This is a genomic window from Falsiroseomonas sp., assembly GCF_041690465.1.
Lineage (GTDB): Bacteria > Pseudomonadota > Alphaproteobacteria > Acetobacterales > Acetobacteraceae > Falsiroseomonas.
On record NZ_JAWLHG010000006.1, the window covers coordinates 132755 to 150964 of the forward strand.

The 18210-nt window shown below is 71.4% G+C and carries 17 protein-coding genes; 4 read left to right on the forward strand and 13 right to left on the reverse strand.

The features are described 5' to 3' along the window. Window positions 1-8 precede the first annotated feature (8 nt). The 3 genes from ACESM1_RS09050 to ACESM1_RS09060 are packed head-to-tail and all read right to left on the reverse strand — an operon-like array spanning window position 9 to window position 1772. The gene (locus ACESM1_RS09050; RefSeq protein ID WP_372619393.1) at window positions 9-410 is read right to left on the reverse strand and encodes a hypothetical protein; all 402 of its coding nucleotides are present in this window, start codon (window positions 408-410) and stop codon (window positions 9-11) included. After that, entirely contained in the window at window positions 403-1440 is a 1038-nt protein-coding gene (locus tag ACESM1_RS09055) for an aldo/keto reductase (RefSeq protein WP_372619395.1), read from the reverse strand. The genes ACESM1_RS09050 and ACESM1_RS09055 overlap by 8 nt, the downstream gene beginning before the upstream one ends. After that, a complete protein-coding gene (locus ACESM1_RS09060; RefSeq protein WP_372619397.1) occupies window positions 1437-1772 on the reverse strand; it encodes a TIGR04076 family protein in 336 nt (111 codons plus the stop codon). The genes ACESM1_RS09055 and ACESM1_RS09060 overlap by 4 nt, the downstream gene beginning before the upstream one ends. Before the next feature lie 115 nt (window positions 1773-1887). Between ACESM1_RS09060 and ACESM1_RS09065 the strand changes: the two genes are divergently transcribed. The 4 genes from ACESM1_RS09065 to ACESM1_RS09080 are packed head-to-tail and all read left to right on the forward strand — an operon-like array spanning window position 1888 to window position 5229. Next, window positions 1888-2616 (forward strand): ABC transporter ATP-binding protein, encoded by a 729-nt coding sequence (locus ACESM1_RS09065; RefSeq protein ID WP_372619398.1) that lies wholly within the window; start codon window positions 1888-1890, stop codon window positions 2614-2616. Beyond that, entirely contained in the window at window positions 2613-3338 is a 726-nt protein-coding gene (locus tag ACESM1_RS09070; RefSeq protein ID WP_372619400.1) for an ABC transporter ATP-binding protein, read from the forward strand. Before ACESM1_RS09065 ends, ACESM1_RS09070 begins: the two co-directional genes overlap by 4 nt. Before the next feature lie 2 nt (window positions 3339-3340). After that, window positions 3341-4273 (forward strand): branched-chain amino acid ABC transporter permease, encoded by a 933-nt coding sequence (locus ACESM1_RS09075; protein ID WP_372619401.1) that lies wholly within the window; start codon window positions 3341-3343, stop codon window positions 4271-4273. Then, complete coding sequence (locus ACESM1_RS09080) at window positions 4273-5229, forward strand: branched-chain amino acid ABC transporter permease (protein ID WP_372619403.1); 957 nt, start codon at window positions 4273-4275, stop codon at window positions 5227-5229. Before ACESM1_RS09075 ends, ACESM1_RS09080 begins: the two co-directional genes overlap by 1 nt. Before the next feature lies 1 nt (window position 5230). On the opposite strand, the gene ACESM1_RS09085 is transcribed toward ACESM1_RS09080, so the two are convergent. From ACESM1_RS09085 to ACESM1_RS09130, 10 genes are all read right to left on the reverse strand, one after another. Further along, a complete protein-coding gene (locus ACESM1_RS09085; RefSeq protein ID WP_372619404.1) occupies window positions 5231-6421 on the reverse strand; it encodes a hypothetical protein in 1191 nt (396 codons plus the stop codon). A 140-nt stretch (window positions 6422-6561) separates the two neighbouring features. Beyond that, complete coding sequence (locus ACESM1_RS09090) at window positions 6562-7965, reverse strand: serine/threonine protein kinase (protein ID WP_372619405.1); 1404 nt, start codon at window positions 7963-7965, stop codon at window positions 6562-6564. Window positions 7966-7967: 2 nt separating this feature from the next. Then, entirely contained in the window at window positions 7968-8708 is a 741-nt protein-coding gene (locus ACESM1_RS09095; protein WP_372619406.1) for a metallophosphoesterase family protein, read from the reverse strand. 10 nt (window positions 8709-8718) lie between these two features. Further along, window positions 8719-9630 (reverse strand): dihydrodipicolinate synthase family protein, encoded by a 912-nt coding sequence (locus tag ACESM1_RS09100; RefSeq protein WP_372619407.1) that lies wholly within the window; start codon window positions 9628-9630, stop codon window positions 8719-8721. Beyond that, window positions 9627-10130, reverse strand: coding sequence for a gluconokinase (locus tag ACESM1_RS09105; RefSeq protein WP_372619409.1), 504 nt, complete (start codon window positions 10128-10130; stop codon window positions 9627-9629). The genes ACESM1_RS09100 and ACESM1_RS09105 overlap by 4 nt, the downstream gene beginning before the upstream one ends. A 16-nt stretch (window positions 10131-10146) precedes the next feature. After that, the gene (gnd, locus tag ACESM1_RS09110) at window positions 10147-11160 is read right to left on the reverse strand and encodes a phosphogluconate dehydrogenase (NAD(+)-dependent, decarboxylating) (protein WP_372619411.1); all 1014 of its coding nucleotides are present in this window, start codon (window positions 11158-11160) and stop codon (window positions 10147-10149) included. Window positions 11161-11211: 51 nt separating this feature from the next. After that, window positions 11212-12132 carry an MBL fold metallo-hydrolase gene (locus tag ACESM1_RS09115; protein ID WP_372619412.1) on the reverse strand — a complete coding sequence of 307 codons (921 nt, stop codon included), beginning with the start codon at window positions 12130-12132 and terminating at the stop codon, window positions 11212-11214. Between the two features lie 53 nt (window positions 12133-12185). Further along, on the reverse strand, window positions 12186-14507 hold the full coding sequence (gene xdhB / locus ACESM1_RS09120; protein ID WP_372619413.1) for a xanthine dehydrogenase molybdopterin binding subunit: 2322 nt from the start codon (window positions 14505-14507) through the stop codon (window positions 12186-12188). Next, on the reverse strand, window positions 14507-15916 hold the full coding sequence (locus ACESM1_RS09125) for a xanthine dehydrogenase small subunit (RefSeq protein ID WP_372619414.1): 1410 nt from the start codon (window positions 15914-15916) through the stop codon (window positions 14507-14509). Before ACESM1_RS09125 ends, xdhB begins: the two co-directional genes overlap by 1 nt. Window positions 15917-16029: 113 nt before the next feature. Next, entirely contained in the window at window positions 16030-18126 is a 2097-nt protein-coding gene (locus tag ACESM1_RS09130) for a calcium-binding protein (protein WP_372619416.1), read from the reverse strand. Window positions 18127-18210: the final 84 nt, after the last annotated feature.

Here is an 18210-nt window from a genome sequence, read left to right on the forward strand (position 1 = left end):
ACGGGGCGTCAGGCCGGGGGCGGCGTGATCCAGGTCTCCTGCACGAACAGCCAGCGGGGGCGTTCGGGCTCCATGCGGAACAGGGCGGCGGCGCGCCGCGCCGTCTCCTGCCCGTGCGACCATTGCCGCTCGACATAGTGCATGAGCATCAGCGGCGGCGCCGCGTGCAGCACGGCGATCTCCTCGATGGCGATGCGGAATCCCGTGCCGCGGGCGCCGCGTGCCCCGGCCAGGAAGGCCAGCGTCTCGTCACGGTCGAGCCGCCGGCCGGAGGGCGTGACCATGGCGAAGCCGGGGGCGAAGGCGGCGGCGAACCGGCCGGCATCCTCCACGCCGGGTGCGCCGAGGGTGGTCTCGAAGACCCGGTGAAGACCGACGATCTCCGCTGCGCAACGATCCGCGTCAGTCACGGTTCAGTTCGTATTTCATGATGCGGCCATGCGGGCCGGCGCGGTCGCGCTCCAGCGCGTAGAAATCGCCCTGTGGGCCGGGGTGCCGCGCCAGGATCGCTGCGATGGCGGCGCGATCCGCATTGTCGAGCCCGAAGCGGAACACGGCGAGATTGTCCGGCAGATGCTCGGCATAGCGCGCGCCGACGATGGCCCCGGCGACATGCGGCTGATCCAGCACCCAGCGCGTGGCGACCGCGGTGATGGAGGCGCCGTGCCGCCGCGCGATGCCGTCCAGCACGCGCAGCAGCGCCTGGAAGGCGTCCCAGCCGCCGAACTCCTCGATGATGAGCCGGTACTTCACCAGGCTGCGGTTCGCCAGCGGCTCCACCGGATCGGGCCTGCCGAGCCAACGGGCGGAGAGGAAACCGCCCGCCACCGTGCCGTAGCAGAGGAACTGCATGCCGCTCCGCGCGCAGAGCTCGCTCATCGCACCAGCCACGCGCCGGTCCAGCAGCGAATACTGCACCTGCATGGAGACGATCGGCACGCCGGCGGCGATCATCGCTTCGCTGTGCGGCGTGTCGAAATTGGTGCCGCCGACATGGCGGATCTTGCCGCGGCGGCGCAGCGTATCGAGGTGCCCCGCGGCCTCGACGAAGCCGGGGATCGCGTAGTCCCACCAGTGGAACTGAACGAGGTCCAGGGTCTCGGCGCGCAGCCGCTGCAGCGAGCGGTCGATGATCCGCTCCACATCGGCGAAGCGCAGCGTGGCGAGCGCCGAAAGGTCCGGCACGAACTTGGTGTGGACGTGAAGGCGCGCACGCTCGGCCGGCGAGAGCGTCGCGCGGAAGGCACCGATCATCTCCTCGACGCCGGTGTAGATATCGGCGCAGTCGAAGGTGGTGACGCCGGCATCAAGGAAGGCGCGCATGTCGGCGATGGCGCGGCCCTGCTCCACCTCGCCATGCCCGCCGGCAAGCTGCCAGCCGCCGCGAACGAGGCGGGAGATCTCATAGCCGGGCGCGAGGAGCGCTGTCTCCACCGTCATGGCGCTTGCGTCGCCGTGGTGTCGGCGCGGCGGAAGCGGCGCAGCGCCGTGCGGGTGATGCGGAACCGGCTCGGGCAGTTCGGATCGGGGCAGGCGACCTCGGCGTCGGAGGTCATCCAGTCCATCGGGTGCGTCGGCCGCTGCTTCGCCGGCAGCAGCGGCAGCAGGGCGGCCAGCGAATACAGTGAAAAGCCCTGGCCGGGCGGGAGGTGCAGCATCTCGCCCTTCAGTTCGAAGAAGTCGCCGGGCTGCGCACCGCACCAGAGCCTGGCGCCCCGCGGCGCCACCACCTCGACCTTCAGGTCCCAGAGGTCGAATCCGTCCTCGTCCATCGCGGCCCCCTGTCCGTTGCGGCCGATATCGGCCGGCGCGGTGGTATCGGCAAGCCAGAGGCTTGACGCGCAGGCGGCCGCGCGGCCTTTCGCCACCATGCTGGTCGCGGAGGGATTGACGAAGGCGTTCGGGGGGCCGCCCGTGGTGGACGGCGTCTCCTTCACCCTTGCGCGCGGCACCATCACGGGGCTGATCGGCCCGAACGGCGCCGGCAAGACCACGCTGTTCAACCTTATCGCCGCGAGCCTCAAGCCGGATGCGGGCAGCATCACACTGGACGGCGCGCGGATCGAGGACCTGCGCCCCGACCAGGTGTTCGCGCGCGGACTCGGGAGAACCTTCCAGATCCCACGCCCCTTCCCCGCCATGACGGTGCTGGAGAACGTCATGCTCGCGCCGCTTGGCCAGCGCGGCGAGCGGTTCTGGACCAACTGGCTCAGGCCGGGCGCGGTGGCGGCGGAAGAAAGGCGCAACCGCGACGTCGCGATGCACTGGCTGGAGTTCGTCGGCCTCGCCAAGCTGGCGTCGCAGCCGGCCAGCGTGCTCTCGGGCGGGCAGCGCAAGCTGCTGGAACTCGCCCGCGTGCTGGTGGCGGAGCCGCGGCTGATCCTGCTGGACGAGCCCGGCGCCGGCGTCGCACCGCCGCTGCTGGCCATCATCATGGAGAAGATCGCCGAGCTGAACGCCCGCGGCATCACCTTCCTCGTCATCGAGCACAACATGGACCTGGTGATGACGCTCTGCCGCCCGGTGATGGTTCTGGCACAGGGGCGCAAGCTGCTGGAGGGAACGCCCGAGGAGGTGAAGCGCGATCCGCGTGTGATGGAGGCCTATCTCGGGTGAGCGGGGCATTGCAGATCGAGAATGTCGAAGGCGGCTACGAGCCCGGCCTGCCGATCCTGCGCGGCGCCTCGGTCAGCGTGGCGAAAGGCGAGATCGTCGCGCTGCTCGGGCCGAACGGCGCGGGGAAGTCCACGCTGGTCAAGGCAGCGGCGGGGCTGGTGCCGGTGTGGTCGGGCAGCGTGCGGCTGGCGGGTCGCGACATCACCCGCGTGCCGGCGCATCGGATGGTGCATGAGGGTCTCGGCTTCGTGCCGCAGACGGAGAACGTCTTCGCCAATCTCAGCGTGCTTGAGAATCTGCAGCTCGCATCCGCCCTGATCGCGCGATCGCGGCGGCGGGAGCTGGCGGAGATGTTCGCGCTGTTCCCCGACCTCGACCGTCAGCGGAAGCTCGCCGCCGGGCGGCTTTCGGGCGGGCAGCGGCAGATGCTGGCCGTGGCGCGCGCGCTGGTCGCATCACCCTCGGTCCTGATGCTGGACGAACCTTCCGCCGGCCTCTCGCCCAAGCTGGTGGGCGTTGTCTTCGAGCGCCTGAAGGCGGTGCGCGCAACGGGCGTGACCATCCTGCTGGTCGAGCAGAACGTGAAGGCCGCGCTCGCCATCGCCGACCGTGCCGTGGTGCTGGTGGAAGGGCGGGAACGGCTGGAAGGCCCCGCAGCCGAGCTGGCGGACGACAAGCGCCTCGCTGCCCTCTACCTGGGCGCCGCGGCGGAGGCCCATTGAGCATGCTGCAACTGGTCGCCGATGGTCTCGTGGTCGGCAGCGTCATCGCGCTCGGCGCGGTTGGGCTGACGCTGACCTATTCCATCCTGCGCTTCGCCAATTTCGGCCACGGCGAGTTCATGACCTGGGGCGCCTATCTCGCCGCCTCGGCGCTGGCCCTCTTGCTGGCGCTGACCGGTGGCGGCGCGATGGAGCCGCTCGGGCCATTCTCCTTCGGCTGGCAGCTCATCGTCGCGCTGCTGCTGGCGGCAGCGCTGACCGCAGCGCTCGCCCTGGCGGTGGACTGGCTCCTGTTCAAGCGGCTGCGGCGCGGCAATGCCATCACACTGGTGATCGCCAGCTTCGGCGCCGCGCTGGCACTGCGCAACCTCGTGCAGTTCCTCTACGGCACGCTGCCCGAATACTACACGCGCGAGATCCAGATCGCGATCCGCCTGGTGCCGAGTGGGATGTTGGGCGACGTGCTCGGCGGCTTGCGCATCACGCCCGACCAGATGCTGGTGATCGGAATGACGCTGGCGGCGATGCTGGCGCTGCAGGCGCTGCTGACGCGCACCACGCTCGGCCGCGCCATGCGCGCCACCGCGATGAATCCCGCCCTCGCCCGCGTCGCCGGCGTGGATGTGGAGGGCGTGATCCGCGCCACCTGGGTGATCGGCGCGGCGCTGGCGGCGATGGCCGGCGTCTTCGCCGGCATCGTCGGGCAGATCCGCCCCGGGCTCGGCTTCGAGCTGCTGCTGCCGCTGTTCGCCGCGGCGATCCTGGGTGGCATCGGCAGCGTGCGCGGGGCGGTCGCGGGCGGCTACATCGTCGGTCTCGCCGAAAGCCTGTCCGTGCCGCTGGTCGGCGCCGAGTACCGTGCCGCCACCGCCTTCGCCGTGCTGATCGCCATCCTGCTGCTGCGCCCCACCGGCCTGTTCGGGGAGCGCGCGTGATGGAGCTGCTGCCGGCGCTTTCCTATCTTTCCTTCTTCCTGGTCTTCGCCGGCATCTATGCGGTGATGGCACTGGGGCTGAACCTGCAATGGGGCTTCACCGGGCTGTTCAATGTGGGCATCGCCGGCTTCGTGGCAGTGGGCGCCTATGCGTCGGCGCTGCTCACCGGCCCGCCCGACCCGGCACGCTTCGGCGGCTTCGGGCTGCCGGTCGTGATCGGCTGGCTGGGCGCGATGCTGGCCTCGGGTGTCGCGGCGCTGGTCGTCGGCATCGCGGCACTCAGGCTGCGGGAGGACTACCTGGCGATCACCACCTTCGGCATCGCCGTGGTGATCCAGCTCGTCGCCCTGAATGCGGAAGCGCTGACCGGCGGGCCCTTCGGCATCCAGTCCATCCCGAAGCCGCTCGCCGGCATGCTGGGCGCCGGGCTGGGCTGGAACCTCGCCTATCTCGGCCTCGTACTCGGCGTGCTGGCACTGGCCTGGTGGGCGCTGGAGCGGCTGGTCGCCAGCCCCTGGGGGCGCGTGCTGCGCGCGATCCGCGAGGATGAGCTCGCCGCCGCCTCGCTCGGTAAGCGCGCCGCGGCGTTCCGGCTGCAGGCTTTCGTGCTGGGCTGCATGCTGATGGGGCTGGCCGGCGCGCTCTACGCGCATTTCGTCGGCTACATCGCGCCCGAAGACTTTCTTCCGGTGCTGACCTTCCAGGTCTGGGCAATGCTGATCGTCGGCGGGTCGGGCCGCAATGCCGGCGCGGTCCTCGGCGCGGTGCTGGTCTGGACAATCTGGACCACCTCGGGTGGCCTGGTCCGGGCGGCGTTGCCCGCCGCCGAGCAGGCACGCGGCGCAGCGCTTCAGGTGGTGCTGATCGGCGTGCTGATCGCCGCCATCCTGGTGCTGCGGCCGCGCGGCGTGCTGGGCGAGCGCGCGCGGGTCTCGCGGCACGCGGGCGAGCCGTGACTCACGCGCGGCTGCGCAGCCACAAGCGCAGCACCAGCAGGATCGCGAACGCCTCGAACAGCACCGCCAGCGGGACGCGCCAGTTGATCAGGCCAAGCAGGAACGGCTCATAGGCCAGAAGCGCCGCCGTCTGCGAGGCGATGACGGCCGGCAGCAGCAGGGGATTGAGGCAGGCCAGCAGCGCCAGGATGACCTCGGCGGCGAAGAAGTAGCGGCCCATCGTCTTCGGCGTGAGGAACGGCAGCAGCGAGCAGCTCAGCGCCGCGCCAACCAGCAGCCCCTGGCCCTGCAGACGGCGGCAGGCGCCGCGCAGGGCGAGGACCGTCAGCCCCGCGCCGGCCGCCGCGGCGACCAGCAGTCCGGGGAGCACGGCGCGATCCGGATCCACCCCGGCCGCCTGCAGCCACGTCCACAGCCCCGGCGCGTCGTAAGACACCTCATCCAGGCTGCCGAAGACCGCCACATATACTCCGAAGACCGAAGCCGCCGAGCGCCCGGCCAGCAGCGGTGGCAGGGCCAGGAGGAGATAGGGCACCGGCAGCAGGACCAGCCAGTGCGGCTGCCGCTGCGCGAGCAGGAAGGCCAGCAGGATCGGGCCGAAGAAGGCGGCCTGCGGCTTGTAGGCGAAGGCGAGCCCGACCAGCAGCGAAGCCGCGGCCGCGCGGCCGTGCAGCATGGCGAGCAGCGCAGCGAGCAGGGCGGAGGTCCATATCGCGTCGGTCTGCCCCCAGACGCTGCCGTTGATCAGCACCGTCGGCAACGCAAACACCACCGCGACCGCGACCAGCGCCCGCATCCGCCCCCCGCCCAGCGCCTGGACGAGCAGCCCGGCAAGCGCCGCCAGCACCAGATCGCCAGCGAGCGAGATCAGCTTCACGGCCGTGAGCGGCTTCACCCAGTCGGGCACCAGTGCAGCAATCAACAGCAGGTAGCTGTAGGCTGGCGCGTAATCCGTCACCTCGTCGCCCAGCACGGCGACACCGCGCTCCCGCGTCGCGGCCAGCCAGCCGAGCGCGTATTCCGTCATGTCGGTGTTGCTCAGCGGCAGCAGCGAGACCTTCAGGACCAGCGCCGCGACCAGCGCCAGCAGCGCGGTCGGCACGACCAGGCCAGCGTCGGTCGGCGGCGTCGGATGGGCGCGGACATCCCGCGCCGGAAGGCGTCGCACCCGCAGCAGCCGCGTCCACCCCAAGCCGCCCACTCCCGAAGACGCTACGGACCGTCCACTTGCCCGGCCGGCGCACAGCGCTCGAACCCCGAAAGGGTTCCGCGCGCACGAAAGCATGAAGACTGCGCCGTCGTGCGGACGCGATCCGTGCCGTCCCCTCGGGCTCAGGGCTCCTGTTCGCGCTGGCGCGTCCGCACCACCGTCACGCTGCATGGCACTTCGGACGCCACTGCGGCGCAAACGCTACCGAGCACGCGACGGCGCAACGATTGTGCACGTGCGCCGATCACGATGTGGTCAACGCCGTTGAGGCGTGCATGGTCCAGGATCGCCGCGGCCGGGCTAGCGGCCTCCAGCACGTGGAAGGTCGCGCGCCCCTCTGGCAGGCGGAGCGGCGCTGCCCAGTGCTTAAGCTCGATCAGGCGCTGCAGGTGCGGGTTTCTCTCCTCCTCGTCGTGCGTTCCAACTGGGGAGATAAGCTGCTGCAGCACATAGACGCAGGCAAGCCGCGCACCGGGCAGCGTCGCCAGGATCTGGCCGAGGGTCGCGCGCATCGCCCCGAGCAAAGCGGCCTCAGCGGCGAGGTCCACCGCCACGACCACGAGCGGGGCGGCCGCGCCGGACTCGGGCGAATCAGCACCGGGCCGCGCGAAGCGTGGCTGCCGGCCGAAGCGGCGCTGCATCACGCGGACAAACCCATCCTGCCGCGCCTTCCGCGCACGGGCGGTGAGCGCCACCCGGTCGGGATGGCGCAGATCGAAGGCGAGTTGCGCGGCGGTGGGGTGGCGCCGCTCCGGCAGCACCTCCAGGCAACGCAGGATGATCTCCTGCAGCCAGTCCGGGCAATCTGCGCGCAGCCGGCGCGGCGGGATCGGGTCGCGCCACAGGCGGCGCTTCAGCCCTGCCAGGCGCTGCGGATCGCCGTGCGGCCGCGCGCCGGTGGTGAGGAAGTAGAGCATCGCGCCCAGCGCGAAGAGGTCGCTGCGCGGATCGCTGCGTACGCGCATCACCTGCTCCGGCGCCATGTAGGGCGCGGTGCCGTAGGGGAGCCGGAACTCCTCCTGCATCAGGTCGGGAAGCTGGCGGTGATGCGAAAGGCCGAAATCCACCAGAACCGCCTCGCCGGTCGGGCGGGTGAGAATGTTGGACGGCTTGATGTCCAGATGCACCACATGCTGGCGGTGCAGCGCGTCCAGCGCATCGGCGACGCGCGCGCCGATCTCGGCGATGCGCTCGATGCGCAACGGCAGTTCCTCGACCAGCGGCAGCAGGGTCGGGCCCGGGATGCGCTCCATCGCCAGGTAGGGCTGCCGGTCGAAGCCGCCGGCGCCAAGGAAGCGAGGGACATGCGGGCCGGAGAGCCGCGGCAGGATCATCTGCTCCATCTCGAAGGAGACGATCGCGGCCGGATCATCCCCTTCCGCCAGCCGCGGCACCTTCACCAGCAGGGGCAGGTCGTGGGCGGGATGCGTCGCCTCCCACAACGCCGCCATGCCGCCTTGATGCAGGCGCGCGCCGATGCGGAAGCCGTCGATCTCCTGCCCCTCGGAGAGGTCGTGGCGCGCCATGCTCAGCGCCCGCGGAACAGGCGCGTGGCGAGCATTTCGGGCAGCCCGGCGGCGCGGATCTTCCCGGCCGCGGCGGCGATGTCGTAGGGCACGCGGATGGTCGCGAGCTCCGAGCTCTGCGTGTCGAGCATCGCGTAGGCGGCGGCGGGCTCACCGTCGCGCGGCTGTCCGACGGCGCCGATCACCACCAGCCAGCGCCGCGGACGGATGAGCGGCACCGGCACCTCCGTCACCGGGCGGTGCGAGACCAGCTTCGCCGTCGCGGTCAGCGTGTAGAGCATCGGCATGTGGGTGTGGCCGCACAGCACGACGCGCGCCCGCACCGCTTCCAGACTGCGGCGCGCATCCTCGGCGTCGCGGATGTAGCGCCAGAGCGTCGGGTGCTCGGCATTGGCATGGACATAGAGGCGGTCGTCATCCTCCAGCTCGATCGGCAGCAGGTCGAGGAAGCGCTTCGCGTCCGCATCCAGAACGGCGCGCGTCCAGGCGATGGCGGCGCCGGCGGCAGAGGTCATGCCGCCCTCGATGCTGACGGCGGCGGCGTCGTGGTTGCCCTTGACGATCAGTGCGCCGGCTTCCGCCAACTCCTTCGCGCGCGCCACCGCCCATCCCGGATCCGCGCCATAGCCGACGATGTCGCCGAGCAGGACCAGGCGCTGCGCGCCGCGGCGTTCGGCATCCCCGAGGCAGGCTTCGAAGGCCTCGCGATTGGCGTGGATGTCGGAGAGGATGGCGATGCGCATGCGGCGCAGGTCAGGCGCCGGGATAGCGGCCGAGCGCGTCCGCGAAGCGACGGGCACAGGCCAGGCCGAAGGGCGTGGGCGGCAGCGCGGGCGGGCGCTCGACGATCTCCGGCAGGCCCATGCGCCAGGCGGTCATGCGCTTTCCGTAGCAGAGGAACATCGCAACGCCCTGCATGGCGAAGGCGATCATCGGCGCGATGCCGCGGTACTCCACCTCCGCCGCCATCTCGTCGCCGGCGGCCATGAAATCGTAGATCCGGGCCTGCACATCGGCGCATTCCGGCGCCGGGATCATCCCCGCGCAGCCGGCGCGCAGGCAGTCCGGCAGTTCCAGGCCGGCGCGGCCGTTGAAGACGGTGAGCCGGCCCTCGGTCGCCTCGATCAGCCGCTGCACATCCACCGCACTGTCCTCGGCCTTGATCAGCTTCACGTTGCGGTGGCGCTTCGCCAGCGCGGCGACGCCGCCGGGCGAGAGGCCGACACCGATATAGGCTGCGGCGTTCTGGATGCCGAGCGGGATCTCGCTGCGCTTCGCGACGAGATCGGCGACCAGGCCATACCAGGCCACGTATTCGGATTCCGGCAGGCCGCGCACCGGCGGCGGCTGCAGGATGCACCATGTGGCGCCCAATGCCTGGGCATCCAGCACGAATTGGGCCGCGTCCTCGGCAGTGGCTTCCGCGACGGTGACGGCGAGCGGCACGCGCCCGGCGATCTCTTCCGCGCTCCAGCGCACCACGTCGCGCTTCTCGGTGGCGCTGAGCTTGTTGACCTCGGTCGCCAGGCCGAGCACGGCGAGGCCATGCGCGCCGCCGGCGAGGCAGCAACGCACCTGCCGGCGCATCGCCGCCTCGTCCAGCCGGCCGTCGGCGCCGAAGAAGGCGTAGAGGATCGGGTAGATGCCGCGGAACGTTGTGCTCATCCTGCGTCCTCCGTCAGCACGGCGATCGCCGCATCGGCCAGCGCCTCGGGCGTCGCGGCGACGTCGAGCACGACGACACGCTCGTCGGGCGCCGGCGGTTCCAGCGTGGCGAACTGGCTGGCAACCAGGCTCGCCGGCATGAAGTGCCCCTGCCGCGCGGCCTGCCGCATCGCGACAAGCGCCGCGTCGCCATGCAGGTGGATGAAGCGCAGATCGGGCGCGGCCTCGCGCAGTCGGTCACGATACGCGCGCTTCAAGGCCGAGCAGGTGACGACGCAGCCGACGCCGCGGTGCCCCGCGAGATGCGCGCCGATCGCGTCCAGCCACGGCCAGCGGTCGTCGTCGGTCAGCGGTGTGCCGCTGCTCATCTTCGCGATGTTTGCAGGGGGGTGGAATTCGTCGGCATCGCGGAAGGGAAGGCCGAGCCGCTCGGCGATCAGCGTGCCCACCGTGCTCTTCCCGGCGCCGGTGACGCCCATGAGAACAAGCAGGGGCGTCATGATCTGACCGGCCAATTCACGCCTTCGGGCCTCCCGGCCCTTCGGCGATCGGGCGGTCCGGCTCGAGATGCCCGCCGAAGGCGTTGCGCATCGCCGACAGTGCGCGGTCGGCGAACGGTCCGCTCTGGCGGGAGCGGAAGCGCGCATAGAGCGCGGCGGAGAGCACAGGTGCCGGCACCGCGCTCTCGATTGCCGCCTGCACGGCCCAGCGGCCCTCTCCTGAATCGCCGACGCGCCCCGAATAGGAGGACAACTCGCCATCCGCGGCCAGCGCCTGCGCCGTGAGGTCGAGCAGCCAGGAGGCGACGACGGAACCGCGCCGCCAGGCCTCGGTGATGTCAGGGACGTTCAGCGGCAGGCGGTGCTCCTCCGGCAGGCGGTCGCTGTCGGCCTGCTGCAGCAGCTCCAGGCCCTCGGCCATCGCCTGCATCATCCCGTATTCGACGGCGTTGTGGACCATCTTCACGAAATGCCCGGCGCCGTTCGGGCCGCAATGCACATAGCCCTGGGGCGGGCGTGGATCGGCGGCGGGATCGCGGCCGGGCGTGGGCGGTGCCGCGGCTTCGCCGGGCGCCAGGGCGGCGAAGACGGGATCGAGCCGCGCCACCGGCTCCGCCGGTCCGCCGATCATCAGGCAGTAGCCGCGCGCCAAGCCCCAGACGCCGCCGGAGGTGCCGATGTCGAGGAAATCCACGCCGCGCTCGCGCAGCAGCGTGGCGCGGCGGATGGCGTCCTTCCACATCCCGTTGCCGCCATCGATGGCGACATCACCCGGCGCGAGAAGCTGCCCGAGTTCGGCCAGCGCGCCTTCCGTGGCCGCGCCGGCCGGCAGCATCACCCAGACGGCACGGGGCGGGGCCAAGCGTTTGACCAGGTCCGCGAGGTCGGTCGCGCCCTCCGCGCCCTCCGCGACGAGCGCGGCGACGGCGGCGGGGTCGCGGTCCCACACCACCGCGCCGATACCAGCCTTTGCCAGGCGCCGCACCAGGTTGCCGCCCATCCGGCCAAGCCCGACCATGCCGAGGCGCATGCAGTTCCCTCCTGCGAAGATCACCGGCGGGAGCTTGCGGTCGCCCGCTGCTCAGGACAAGGCTGCGTCCGGGCGTTTCGGCGTCACCGGAATTTTCAGGTAGCGCACGCCATTCGCCTCCGCCCTCGGGAAACGGCCGGCGCGGACATTGACCTGGATGGAAGGCAGCAGCAGCGTCGGGGCCGAGAGCTTCGCGTCGCGCCCCTTGCGGAAGGCGACGAAGTCCTCCTCCGTGCTGCCATCCTTCACATGCGGGTTGCGCGCACGCTGCTCGGCCACCGTGCTCTGCCAGGCGTACACGTCGCGCCCCGGCGCCTTGTAGTCGTGGCACATCCAGAGGCGCGTCTCCGGCGGCAGCGACAGCAGGCGGCGGATGGAATGCCAGAGCTGCCGCGCATCGCCGCCGGGGAAGTCGCAGCGCGCGGTGCCGTAGTCATGCATGAAGATGGTGTCGCCGACGAACACGTCGGAGGGAGCATCGGCTGCCGATTGCGGCGGCAGGATGCGATAGGCGATGCAGGCCGGGGTGTGGCCGGGCGTGTGCATGACTTCGACATCGAGGCTGCCGATGCGGAACCGCTCGCCATCGCGGAACAGGTGGTCGAAGTCGCCGCCCTCCGGCAGCATGTCCTCCAGCCCGAAGACCGGGCGGAAGATGGTCTGCACCTGCTTCACGCCCTCCCCGATGCCGATACGTGCGCCGGTCTGCTGCTTGATCCAGGGCGATGCGGTCAGGTGGTCCGCATGCACATGGGTCTCCAGCACCGATTCGACCGTGACACCTTCCTGCCGAGCCGCATCGAGCAACGCCTGGGCGGATTTCAGGTCGGCCTCGCCGCTGCGATTGTCCCAGTCCAGCACCGGGTCGATCACTGCGCCACACTTCGTCGCGGGATCCCAGACCAGGTAGCTGACAGTGTTGGTGCCTTCGTCGAAGAAGGCGCGGATCGCCGCGCCGGCCGGTTGTGCCATTATGTCCTCCCGCCTCGCGGGGCGGGAGGATAACCCACTCCGGGGCCGCGGTGTCAGCCCTTTGCGCGAAGCGCCATCAGCACGCGCTCCGGCGTGGCCGGCAGATCGAGCGCGGGCGTGCCGATGGCGTCCTTCAGCGCGTTCCACACGCTGGTCGCCAGCAGCAGCGGCGGCTCGCCCACGGCCTTGGAGCGGAAGATCGTCTCGACACGCGCCGGCGCGCCCTCCAGCAACCGCGTGTTGAAGACTGGCGGCACGTCGCGCGAGCCGGGGATCTTGTAGGTGGAGGGCCCGACGGTGCGCAGCCGCCCCGCCGCGTCCCACCACAGCTCCTCGCAGGTCAGCCAGCCCATGCCCTGGACGAAGGCGCCCTCGATCTGGCCGCGGTCCACGGCGGGGTTGAGGCTGCGGCCGCAATCCTGCAGCAGGTCGGCGCGGAGGCAGCGATGTTCGCCGGTCAGCGTGTCCACGATCACCTCGGCCACCGCGGCGCCGTAGGAGAAGTAGAAGAAGGGATGGCCGCGCATCGCCTCGCGGTCCCAATGGATGTCGGGCGTCTTGTAGAAGCCGGTGGCCGAAAGGCTGACGCGCTCCAGGAAGCAGAGCTTCGCCAGCTCGGAGAACTCCAGGAACACGTTGCCGCCGACGCGCTCGGCCCAGGCGCGGTTGTCGGCGAAGACCACCGCCTCCGGCGCGATGCCCCAACGCCTGGCGGCGACCTCCGCCATTCGCCCGCGGATCGCCGTTGCCGCGTTGTGCGCGGCCCAGCCATTCAGGTCGGAGCCGGTGGAGGCCGCGGTCGGTGCGGTGTTCGGCACTTCCGCCGTGCTGGTCGCGGTGATGGCGACGCGGTCGAGATCCACGCCGAACACATCGCAGACCACCTGCGCGATCTTCACGAACAACCCCTGCCCCATCTCGGTGCCGCCGTGGTTCAGGCGAACCGAGCCGTCGCTGTACACATGCACCAGGGCGCCGGCCTGGTTCAGGTGCTGGATGCCGAAGGAGATGCCGAAGGCCAGCACCATGGATCCCAGGCCGCGCCGCAGCACCGGATGCTGCGCGTTGAAGGCGGCGATCTCCGCACGCCGGCGATCCCATTCGGAGTCGCGCTTCGCCTCCGCCCAGACACGGCCGATCAACTCGCCCTCGACGCTCTGGCCGTAAGGCAGCTCGGCGGAGTTGCCGCCGACGCCGAGGAAGTTGCGCGCGCGCACCTCCTCCGGCGTACGGCCGAGCGCGGCGGCGACGCGGTGGACCACATCCTCCATCAGCAGCGCCCCCTGCGGCCCGCCGAAGCCGCGGAAGGCGGTGTGGGAGACCGTGTTGGTCTTCACCGCCTGCGCGGTCAGGGTCAGCGCCGGCACGTCGCAGCAATTCACCGCATGGGTGATGGCGCGGAACACCACGCCGCCCGACATGTCCACGCTCCAGCCGCCATCGGCGGCGAGCAGCGCCTCCAGCCCGGCGATGCGGCCGGTCTCGTCGAAGCCGGCGGTCCAGCGGTAGAGGAAGGGGTGCCGCTTGCCGGTGGCGATCATGTCGGCGCGCCGCGGCAGGCGCAGCTTCACCGGGCGGTTGGTGATGCGCGCGGCGAGCGCCGCCGCGGCGGCCACCCAGCTCGCATTGCTCTCCTTGCCGCCGAAGCCGCCGCCCATGCGCCGGCAGGTGACCGTGACGCGGTTGTAGTCGCAGCCCAGCACGCGGGCGACGATGTGCTGCACCTCCGAGGGGTGCTGCGTGGAGGACACCACGGCGATGTCCCCGCCCTCCCCCGGCGTCGCCAGCGCGACCTGGCCTTCCAGGTAGAAATGCTCCTGCCCGCCGGCGCGGAACTCCGCCGTAAGTTTGCGCGGCGCCGCGGCGATGGCGGCGGCGGCATCGCCACGGCGGATCACCTGCGGCGGCACGACGTTCTGCCCGAGTTGCAGCGCATGCTCGATGGTCAGGACCGGCTCCAGCGGCGCGATCTCCGCCGTCACCGCCTGCGCGGCGCGCAGCGCCTCGTCGCGCGCGGCCGCGACGACGAGCGCCAGCGGCATCCCCGCGAACTCCAACAGCGGATCGGCGAAGAGCGGCTCGCCCTTCGCCGCCGGAGCGATGTCGTTCTCGCCAGGGATGTCGCGTGCGCCGAGCACCGCGACCACGCCCGGCATTGCGCGTGCGATTTCGGTGTGGAGCGCGGTCAGCCTGCCATGCGGCACGGTCGAGAGCACCAGCGCGGCATGCAGCGTGCCGGGCACCTCCGGGATGTCATCGGCGTAGCGCGCCTCGCCGGTGCTGTGCCTGAGCGCGCTGTCGTGGCGCAGCGCGGCGCTAGGGCCACTCTTCCGTCCGCCCGGCTCCGCCGGGACGCGCGGGAGCGGGCGGTCCATCACACCACCTCCGCGAAGGCCGTCACCTCGTGGACCAGGTCGGGCCGCGTCGCGCGCAGATGCAGCCGCCGCAGCAGGCCCTGCGCCACCGCCAGTCGGTAGCCCGCGCTGCCGCGCCAATCCGAGAGCGGCGCGACATCCTGCGTCAGCGCCTCGGCGGCAGCCGCGATGCTCGTCTCGTCGAAAGGCTTCCCGAGCAGCGCCGCCTCGGCCTGCGTCGCGCGGACCACCGTCGGCCCGACGCCGCCAAAGGCCAGCCGCGCCGCGCCGACCAGCCCCTCCTGCTCGCGCAGCAGCATCGCCGCGCCGACCGTCGCGATGTCCTGGTCGTGGCGCTTGCTGACCTTCTCGCAGGCGAAATGCGCCTCCGCCGCCGGCCGCGGCAGGAAGACGGAGACGATCACCTCGTCCGCGGCCAGCGCGTTGGTCCGGTAGCCCGTGAGGAAGGCCTCCACCGGCATCTCCCGTGCGCCGCGCGAAGAGGCGATCCGTACCACCGCACCCAGCGCCACGAGCGGCGGCAGCGCGTCGCCGATCGGCGAGGCGGTGCCGAGATTGCCACCGAGCGTCCCCAACCCGCGGATCTGCCGCGAGCCGAGCCGCGCCAGCAGCGCGCCGAACGACGCAAAGCCGGGCTCCGCGCGCAAGAGGTCGAGCAGCCTGCCATAGGGCACCGCCGCGCCGATCGTCAGCCCGGCTGGCGTCACCTGCATTGCGTGCAGCTCCGGCACGTTCAGCAGGCAGATCACCGCGGCAGGGATCTCGCGATGATCCGACACGCGCAGGCCGAGATCGGTGCCCCCGGCCAAAAGCCACGCATCGGGGTGCTCCGCGCGCAGCGCCAGCGCGTCGTCCAGCGTGGCCGGCAGGTGGAACACCTGGCCCGGCGCCTCGAAGCGTGCGGCGCCCGGCTGCGGCAGGTCGGGCGGCGAGGCACCGTCATCGGCAACCGATGAAAGGACCTCGACGATCGGCCGGTAGCCGGTGCAGCGGCAGAGATTGCCGGCCAGCGCCTCATGCACCTCGCCGCCGTGGCGCGCGTGCGCCCAGCCGGACATGACGATGCCCGGCGTGCAGAAGCCGCATTGCGTGCCGTCGCTCTCGGCCATCGCCACCTGGATCGGGTGCGGCGCGCCGTCCGGACCGCGCAGCCCCTCCACGGTGCGGATGGCACGGCCGTGCAACTGGCCGAGCAAGGCCAGGCAGGCATTGATGGGCGTTCGCGCACCGTCGGCCCCTTCCAGCACCACGGTGCAGGCACCGCAATCGCCCTCGGCGCAGCCCTCCTTCGTGCCGGTGAGCCCGGCAGGCCCGCGCAACCAGTCGAGCAGCGGCGTGGTCGGCGAGGTTCCGCGCGGCAGCGTCTGCGGCCGCCCGTTCAGCGTAAAGGCGATGGAGGTCCCGACCATGTCGAGCAGTTAAGCAGACCCTGCGCCGCGGTCGAGGGCCGGTCGCAGGGCTGCAGCGGGATCGCCGGCACCCCCGAGCCTCCCCCGCACCGCGGGGGAGGCGGAAGCGACGGTCAGGCGAAGACCATGTCGGTCGTCGCGATCGGCTGGCCGACGCCCTGGAGGAAGATCTCGTCGCCGCCGCCGAAATCGAGCTCCAGGCCCAGCATTCCCCAGCGGCTTTCCACGGCCTGGGTGACCTCGCCGGCGGTGATGCCCTCCAGCCAGATCGTCTCGATCCCAGGCTGGAAATCCACCACCCAGTCATAGCCGTCGCCACGGGCGAAGGCGAAGGTATCCACCCCTGCGCCGCCGGTCAGCCCGTCATGGTCCCGGCCGCCGCGCAGCACGTCGTCGCCATCCAGCCCCTGCAGATCGTCGGAGCCGTCGCCGCCGAGCAGCAGCTCGGCGCCCGCGCCGCCCTTCAGCCAGTCATCGCCCGCGGTGCCGGTGACTGTCGAAGCGGTCGCCGGAAGGGAGGGGCCGACCGGCGCCGGTGCCGGGCTGGTCCCGGCGAAGCTGCCCTTCAGGCCGAGCTGCGCCGGCGTCGCCATGCCGAGGCCCTCCAGGAACAGGGTCTCGCCGCCCGGTAGTCGCAACTCCAGTCCGGACTCGCCGCCGAGGGTCTTCACCGTCGCGACGACCTGCGCGGTGGTCACGCCGACCAGATGCACGCGGTCGGTGTTGATGTTGAAGTCGCTGACCAGGTCGGCGCCGTCGCCGCTGCCGAAGACCACACGGTCTATGCCGTCGCCGGTCGCGATGCGATCGTTGCCCTGGCCGCCGCGCAGCGCATCGTTGCCTGCGCCGCCCAGCAGCACATCGGCCCCGCCGCCGCCGACCAGCGTGTCGAACCCGTCGCCGCCAGAGAGGATGTCGGGCCGGTTGAGGCCCTGCAGCAGGTCGTTGCCCGGGCCGCCGTCGAGCGTGTCCGCGCCGACATTCCCGCGCAGCGTGTCGCTGGACGCAGTACCTTCCCGCGAAATGCCGCCGGTCTGCGGCGGTAGCGCTGGCGAGGGTGCCGGCGCGGGCGCCTTGACCGGCTCGGCCGGTGCGGTGCTGGTGCCGACCCTGAGGCCGGTCGCCGCCACCCAGATCGGCAGGCCCGCATCGTCGTACACGGCGTTGCCGCGCCCGCTGCCATCGGCGCCGGCCAGCCGGCCATAGCCATAGCCGTAATGCAGCACGCCGTCCGCTGCGACCTCGCCGGAGAAGGTGACCAGCAGCGTGTCGGCATCGACGATCGAGACCGCCCGGCCGGTCACCTGGCCGTCGCCGGACAACACCGACCAGCCGACGCCGTTCGCGGCATCCGCATCCAGCGCCTGGAAGCCGCCCGCCGCATCATGTGCCACGTCGATGCGCAGCTGGTTGCTGCCGACCAACTCGGCGCGGATCACCTGCGGCCCGGCATCGGCGATGTTGCCGCCCGCCGCGGCGACCGGCGAGCCGGGCCTAGCGTATTGCGCGAACTCCTCGGCGATGGCACGGGCGGCGCGCAGCACCGTCTGCAACCCGTCCTCGGCATCCATGTGCGGGCCGCCGTAATCGCGGGTGGCGCCATTGCCGTCCATGTCGTCGTTGTCGATGTCGACATCGAGCGCACGGGCGGCGATCGCGGCGTTGAACCCGGCCTCCGCGGCAAGCTGCTCCATCCCCTGCCGGATCGCATTGTGTCCCGATGTCGTGCCCCAATAGGGCATCGCCGAGACGAACAGATAAGGCGTGGTCTCCGCACCCTGGCCGAGGGCGGCACGGACCTGCTGCGCATCGAAGCGAACCGCCGAAACCCATTGCTCCGCCGTCAGGGCAGCGTTCGTGCTGTCGTACTCGCTGTGCATCCAGAGCGTGGCGGTCGGGTCGTCCTTCTGCGCGGCAGGGAGCCCATTGACCCTGTTGAGCAGCGCCTGCTCGTGCGCGCCGTTGCTCCAGCCCTGCCGCCAGTCGCCGTCCCGCGCCTGCAGCCAGTCGCCGATCAGTGCGGTGCCGCCGACCGCTGTGCTGCTGTTTGCATCATAGCGGTCATAGACCAGCGAGACGGTTTCGTTGACACCGTCGAACCCGAGTAGCCGCTGCACCTCGCTCTGCAGCGCGGCATGGCCAGCCCACCCCCCGCTCTCCATCATCAGGATCGCATTGGACTGGCCGCGCACGAGGACGTTGAGGTTCATTCGGGGCTCCCTGGCGTGAGGTCAGGGACGCCGCACCGGCGGCGCCGCCGACTCGTCGCTCACGGGAGCGAGAGCCAGCAGTTA

Bases quoted from the DNA above. Each gene is read 5' to 3' on its own strand.
- ACESM1_RS09115 (WP_372619412.1), bottom strand. From the start codon at position 12,132: ATGGCACAACCGGCCGGCGCGGCGATCCGCGCCTTCTTCGACGAAGGC.
- xdhB (WP_372619413.1), bottom strand. From the start codon at position 14,507: ATGGACCGCCCGCTCCCGCGCGTCCCGGCGGAGCCGGGCGGACGGAAG.
- ACESM1_RS09090 (WP_372619405.1), bottom strand. From the start codon at position 7,965: ATGGCGCGCCACGACCTCTCCGAGGGGCAGGAGATCGACGGCTTCCGC.
- ACESM1_RS09125 (WP_372619414.1), bottom strand. From the start codon at position 15,916: ATGGTCGGGACCTCCATCGCCTTTACGCTGAACGGGCGGCCGCAGACG.
- ACESM1_RS09080 (WP_372619403.1), top strand. From the start codon at position 4,273: ATGGAGCTGCTGCCGGCGCTTTCCTATCTTTCCTTCTTCCTGGTCTTC.
- ACESM1_RS09130 (WP_372619416.1), bottom strand. From the start codon at position 18,126: ATGAACCTCAACGTCCTCGTGCGCGGCCAGTCCAATGCGATCCTGATG.
- gnd (WP_372619411.1), bottom strand. From the start codon at position 11,160: ATGCGCCTCGGCATGGTCGGGCTTGGCCGGATGGGCGGCAACCTGGTG.
- ACESM1_RS09095 (WP_372619406.1), bottom strand. From the start codon at position 8,708: ATGCGCATCGCCATCCTCTCCGACATCCACGCCAATCGCGAGGCCTTC.
- ACESM1_RS09105 (WP_372619409.1), bottom strand. From the start codon at position 10,130: ATGACGCCCCTGCTTGTTCTCATGGGCGTCACCGGCGCCGGGAAGAGC.
- ACESM1_RS09075 (WP_372619401.1), top strand. From the start codon at position 3,341: ATGCTGCAACTGGTCGCCGATGGTCTCGTGGTCGGCAGCGTCATCGCG.
- ACESM1_RS09060 (WP_372619397.1), bottom strand. From the start codon at position 1,772: ATGGACGAGGACGGATTCGACCTCTGGGACCTGAAGGTCGAGGTGGTG.
- ACESM1_RS09055 (WP_372619395.1), bottom strand. From the start codon at position 1,440: ATGACGGTGGAGACAGCGCTCCTCGCGCCCGGCTATGAGATCTCCCGC.
- ACESM1_RS09100 (WP_372619407.1), bottom strand. From the start codon at position 9,630: ATGAGCACAACGTTCCGCGGCATCTACCCGATCCTCTACGCCTTCTTC.